The sequence below is a fragment of the Rhodopirellula maiorica SM1 genome, assembly GCF_000346295.1.
In the GTDB taxonomy this organism is placed as follows: domain Bacteria; phylum Planctomycetota; class Planctomycetia; order Pirellulales; family Pirellulaceae; genus Novipirellula; species Novipirellula maiorica.
Map to the genome: position 1 here is coordinate 1 of NZ_ANOG01000508.1, position 3,266 is coordinate 3,266.

Consider the following 3,266-nt stretch of genomic DNA (forward strand, 5'->3'; position numbering starts at 1 on the left):
ACGTCGGGCGACCTGATGGACGAGGCGATGGGCGAGGCGGCCGGTTTGGTTTTGGCCGCGGTCCGGGGGACCGTAATTCGGGCGACCGGAACTCTCCGGGCAATCCACCCAACGATCGTCCCGCCCCCATGACCATCGAAGAGTTGTCAATGATCGAGATTATCCTCACGGACGCCGACCGCGACGTGCTGGATTCGATCGCGGGTGATCCTCGCGACCCGATCATGGAAGCGGTCACGCTTCGTTACTGGGCCGAAGAAACCGTGCGCCGCAAGGCTTGGTCGCGAAATGAAAATGATACAACGTTGGTGGATCGCTACCAACAACTGGAACCACGCGACCGTGAACTGATCGACTTGTTGCCCGCCAAGCAGGCGATCGACCGATTGACACCGTCTTCTCGCCGCCGCGGCCCTTAAAGACAGACGTAAACACCGATCCGCTGTTTGCGTTTGCTAAAACGGATGAACCTTAAAACCTGCCGAGACACTCCTGAGGACCTGCTTAGGCGGCGTCCAGTTCGGCGTAGGTGATCAAGCGATCGCGGTCCTCATCCCAAAACTTTAGCTGCAGGCAGCTGATGATGTCGCGAATCTTCAGCGACGTCTTCTTGGGGGCTTGCAGCGGCGGCAACGCCTGCATCGCTTCGGGCAACCGATAAAACGGGATCTTTGCGTTCAAGTGATGGACGTGATGGTAGCCAATGTTGCCTGTCATCCAGTGCATCAGCGGTCCCATCTCAAGATAGCTCGACGATTGCAGCGCTGCATTCGTGTAGCTCCAATCGTCGCCATCACGGATCTTTGCATCGGGGAAATTGTGTTGGATGTAAAACAGGTACGTTCCCAAGCAAGTGGCGATCCATGTTGGCAACAAAAACACAAACGCCGTGGTCATCCATCCGCTAAACCAAACACAGGCCGCGATAAAGCCGAAGTGCAGCAGCATCGAGGTGAATGCATCCCAGTGGCGTCGTGGGTCGCGATGGGCGGTGTAAATGCACATCCCGTACAAGAAAACGGGAAAGTAACCCAACAAGATGACAAAGGGATTGCGAGCGATGCGGTAACTCAATCGCTCGATCTTCGATGCCTTGCGATAGTTTTCCGTCGTCATGATCGGAAACGATCCAAGGTCGGTACCGAACAACTTGGAATTGTGGTGATGATGATGGTCGTGCGAATGCTTCCACGCACTTGGCGGCGTCAGCATTAAATTGCCGTACAAGCTAAGAATCAGCTTGGCGAACCGAGATCGGGTTAAGATCGTGTTGTGTTGGTAGTCGTGATACAAAATGAACATGCGAACCAGCGTCAGCCCGGTCAACAAACTGGCAAGCGTTCGCAACCAAAGCGGTTCGGTCATCCCGGCGACCGTGGCGAAAAACAGAACCGCCGCAACAGTGCTGCCCAGATGCCACCAGCTCTTGCCTCGATGTTCGACGGCAAACTCACGACTGGCAATCAATAGCTCGCGATCCAAGCTTCGCTGTTGTGCCGAGGATTGTGTCTCGGTTTCTACGTTAACAGGCGGTTGCCACGATTCGATTTCCGTATCGGATTCAATGCAATTGGCACTCAATGGGTCTACTTCCTAAGGCATAGTTGAAAACGTTTTTTGCCAAATGATTGGGCCAAAACGTTCCAGCTGCGTGGTGCATACAAGGGGCGATCCACCTGCGATGGTGCTCGCAGCATGGTCGCGGGGTTGTATGTGAACAAAACTGCCCAAGATCGACAACCACAACCCGCATCGCATGCGAGGTCAAACGCAAATTTGCGGAAATTAGTGGATAAAACCACAGCCGTAGCAGCCTCACATTCACAGAACTTTCAAAAACATCTCCTACGAATGCGGTTTGTGGTTCAGAGACAGCGGTCGGTTTCTGGGGACTTGCAGCGAAAATCGCAAATCCTAAGGTGGGGGGGCTCGGCGTTCTTCATTGGTCATCCGGCCCATTTATAGGGCCATCGACGAAGAATCGGGACTCGAAAGAGGCTGTTTTGAAAAGAAGCGTCGATTGCGAGGACCGATTCCTGGTTGTTGCAGGAAGCCCTGGTTGTTGCAGGAAGCAACGGGGGATACCGATTCAGCGGGGCCCCGCGCCCAATGCCATCTACTTTGACGACCATTGGGGGATGCTCAAGTAGTGGGATTCGCCAGAATTCCCCTCTTTGCTGTTGAAACACCAGGAACTCTGGCGAGTCCCACTACCAGAGTCGATGGCATTGGGCTTGCGCCGACCGAATGGAAATTTGCTCGTTCAAGACCAGGCGTCCAAAAATTAGCTCAAAATTAGCTCCAAAATTAGCTTGGTTCAGAACGATGTCGTGCCCTGCGTCTTGTGTAGGCCTGTGCCACGATCGAGGTCAGGACGATCAGGCACGCCAGCCCTAGCAGCTTTGCCGGAAGGTCACCGATGCGAACATACAGACTGGTTCGATCATCACGCAGCGGCGTCGCGATGATCGCACCGTTGGTCCCCGACGACAACGATTCCACTACCCGGCCACAGCTATCGATCGATGCGGTTGGACCGTTATTGGCTGACGACAAAACCGGCCGCCGCGTTCCCACGGCCACCAATTGCGCACAACGTTGATGGTGTTTCAGAATACTTGAATCATCAAACCATCCATCATTGGTCACCGTGACGATGACATCCGCACGTGTCTCGTTTTGACGTAAGCGACTCAGGTGATTGACCATGACTCGTTCGACGGCGGTCTCGATACAGACACTTGGCACGATGGCGGTGTCGTCGACTTCGAACACTGTCGGTCCTTCGCCTGGTGTCACGCCCAAGCCAGCGGGGATCAGCGATCGCAAACCGGGAATACGTGGTAATAGCGGAACGTATTCGCCGAACATGACCAAATGATTTTTACCGTACCATCCACTCACCTCTGCGGTGGGCGAAACGTGGACCATCCCGCTGTACGCTTGCGGTAGTTTTCCATAACGCACGACACCACAACCGACCACCAAATGAGGTGCCCGTTGCTGGGGTTGGAATTGTGCAAGGGTGCGGATCAATTCGTCGGCGCGACCCCGGAAATAGTTTTGGTTCTGTCCCACCATCGCGACAAACGAATCGGGTGGTCCCTCGTACTGCTCGGGCACGACTGCATCGGCGTCCGCAATCATCCAGGGCAACCCGCCGGTGAACATCGATTCGGGCCAAATGACGACATCAACCACGCGGTCGCTGTGCTGCACCGCATCCATGCTTTGGGACGCGTAGTTTTGGAAGATGGACAGTTCGC

The 3,266-nt window shown here is 54.9% G+C and carries 3 protein-coding genes; 1 reads left to right on the top strand and 2 read right to left on the bottom strand.

Annotated elements, in window-relative coordinates; all coding sequences use genetic code 11:
- Positions 1-419, top strand: a 419-nt coding sequence (locus RMSM_RS42665) for a hypothetical protein (RefSeq protein WP_040767405.1), incomplete at its 5' end; no start/stop codon positions are given.
- Positions 420-504: 85 nt separating this feature from the next.
- Here the strand turns inward: RMSM_RS42665 and RMSM_RS16175 are convergent.
- Entirely contained in the window at positions 505-1,581 is a 1,077-nt protein-coding gene (locus tag RMSM_RS16175) for a fatty acid desaturase family protein (protein WP_008698283.1), read from the bottom strand.
- 726 nt (positions 1,582-2,307) lie between these two features.
- On the bottom strand, positions 2,308-3,266 hold a 959-nt coding region (locus tag RMSM_RS16180), incomplete at its 5' end, for an apolipoprotein N-acyltransferase (RefSeq protein ID WP_315850147.1).